The 2,732-nt window shown below is 60.7% G+C and carries 2 protein-coding genes; both read left to right on the top strand.

Features of this window, described 5'->3' with window-relative positions:
* The first annotated feature begins 379 nt into the window (after positions 1-379).
* On the top strand, positions 380-2,212 hold the full coding sequence (gene typA / locus WBP53_RS11545; RefSeq protein WP_423929053.1) for a translational GTPase TypA: 1,833 nt from the start codon (positions 380-382) through the stop codon (positions 2,210-2,212).
* A partial coding sequence (locus WBP53_RS11540) for an ATP-binding protein (protein WP_423929051.1) occupies positions 2,213-2,732 on the top strand: 520 nt, incomplete at its 3' end.

Genomic DNA, 2,732 nt, shown 5'->3' with positions numbered 1-2,732 from the left:
TGCACAGGGCAGCAGACTCATTGACCGGAGCCATGTCATCGCAATGCCCGGAAACGGCCACGGTGGCCGCTGGCATCTCCATCAGGCAGGCGGTCGCAGCTACCGCCACCTGCTGGAACAGCAGGCAGAACGTGGCAAGAATGGCGAATACGAGACGCATGGGGGTGATCATATACCCAAGGGAGTCGCGAGACCGTGGTTTGACTCCCTCTTGCCAGGGGGAGGGAGACTGGCGCCAGCGCAACAACCTGAACCGGCAAGTTCGCAATAATTCAAGCGCCTGTCACCATTTGCAGGCATAATATGCGGCTGCCGATTTTCCGCGGCCCCTTATTCCCTTCCCTGCGACGGCCCGATACGAGGTCGTTTGGTATTTCCGATGTCTATCGAAAAACTCCGCAACATCGCCATCGTGGCCCATGTCGATCACGGCAAGACCACCCTGGTTGACTGCCTGCTCAAGCAATCCGGCACGTTCAGCGAGCGCACCGTGCTTGCCGAACGCGTGATGGATTCCAACGACCAGGAAAAGGAACGTGGCATCACGATCCTGTCCAAGAACACGGCCATCACCTGGCGCGACAACCGCATCAACATCGTCGATACCCCGGGCCATGCCGACTTCGGCGGCGAAGTCGAACGCGTGCTTTCGATGGTCGACACCGTGTTGATCCTGGTCGACGCGATGGACGGTCCGATGCCGCAGACGCGCTTCGTGACCCAGAAGGCTTTCGAGATGGGCTTCAAGCCGATCGTCGTGATCAACAAGGTTGACCGTCCTGGTGCACGCCCGGACTGGGTATTGAACGCGACCTTCGATCTGTTTGATCGCCTGGGCGCAACCGACGAGCAGCTCGATTTTCCGGTTGTCTACGCCTCCGCCCTGCACGGCTATGCCGGGCTCGATTCCGATGTGCGTTCTGGCGACATGACTCCGCTCTACGAAGCGATCATGAAGCACGTCTCGCCACCCCAGGTCGATCCCGACGGCCCGTTCCAGATGCGCATCAGCCAGCTCGACTACAGCAACTACGTTGGCCTGATCGGCATCGGCCGCATCCAGCGCGGCAAGGTCCGCACCAACATGCAGGTCGCCGTGGTCGACAAGGACGGCAAGAAGCGCAACGCCAAGGTGCTGCAGGTGCTCGGCTTCATGGGCCTGGAACGCCGCGAAGTCGCCGAAGCCGAAGCCGGCGACATCATCGCCATCAATGGCATCGAAGGCTTGAGCATCTCCGACACGATCTGTGCGCCGGATGCGCCCGAACAGTTGCCGGTGCTGCACGTCGACGAACCGACCATCAGCATGACTTTCCAGGTCAACAATTCACCATTCGCCGGCGTCAAGGAACACAGCGGCGGCAAGTTCCTGACCAGTCGCCAGATTCGCGAGCGCCTGATGCGCGAAACCTTGCACAACGTCGCCATGAAGGTCGAGGAGACTGAAGATCCGGACAAGTTCAAGGTGTCTGGTCGCGGCGAGCTGCACCTGTCCGTACTGATCGAGACGATGCGCCGTGAAGGCTACGAGCTGGCGGTATCCCGTCCCGAAGTCATCATCAAGGAAATTGATGGCGAACTGCAGGAACCCTACGAACAGCTAGTCGTCGATCTGGATGAACAGTTCCAGGGCGGAGTCATGGAACGACTCGGCAATCGTCGCGGACAGCTGTCGAATATCGAACTTGACGGACGCGGTCGTGCGCGCCTGGAATACATGATTCCGGCCCGCGGACTGATCGGCTTCCAGACCGAGTTCCGCACAGTCACCGCCGGCACCGGCCTGCTCTTCCATGTGTTCGATCATTACGGCCCACGCTCCGAAGGCGCGATCGCCAAGCGTTCCAATGGCGTAATGATCTCGAACGGCCAGGGCCCCTCGCCCGCTTACTCGCTGATCAGCCTGCAGGAACGCGGACGTCTGTTGATCAGCGAAGGCGACGAAATCTACGAGGGCCAGCTGGTCGGCATCCACGCCAAGGACAACGACCTTACCGTCAACGCCCTGCGCGCCAAGCAGATGACCAACGTGCGTGCCGCCGGCAAGGATGAAACCGTGCAGCTGACGCCGCCGATCAGGATGTCCCTGGAGCAGGCTCTGGAATTCATCGAGGATGATGAACTCGTCGAAGTCACGCCGAAGCATATCCGCTTGCGCAAGAAGAATCTGACCGAGAACGACCGCAAACGCGCTTCGCGCTCCGCTGCCTGAGTGGTCGCACGCAAGCCGATCCTTGTCGCCTGGAGTGGCGGCAAGGATTGCCTGATGGCACTCGATCGGCTGCTTGCTGATCCGCAATGGCAGGTTGTCGGCCTGATCACCACGCTGGATCGAACGAGTGATCGCGTCGCAATGCACGACGTGCGCGGCGACGTGTTGCGGGCCCAGGCCTCCGCCCTTGACCTGCCTCTCTTCGAGATGGCCATCGACTGGCCCGCCCCCAACGACGCATATGAATCCGCCCTTGCTTCAACGCTCGGGATGGCGCGCAAGCATTCCACTGAGCTGGCCCATGTGGCGTTCGGCGATCTGTTCCTCGGCGACCTTCGGGAGTGGCGCGAGGCGTCACTGAAACGGATAGGGTGGCATGGCATTTTTCCTCTCTGGGGAAGTCCCACCCGCGAGCTCGCCGAATCGTTCATCGCCAATGGCCATCAAGCCATTGTCTCCACCGTCGACCTCGAACAACTGGATGAGTCGTATTGTGGTCGCCCATTCGACAGTGCCTTCC

Origin of the sequence: Dokdonella sp., assembly GCF_049593775.1 — a bacterium.
Lineage (GTDB): Bacteria > Pseudomonadota > Gammaproteobacteria > Xanthomonadales > Rhodanobacteraceae > Dokdonella.
Note: the sequence above shows the minus strand (reverse complement) of the source record. Positions and strands in the feature narration are given on the sequence as shown.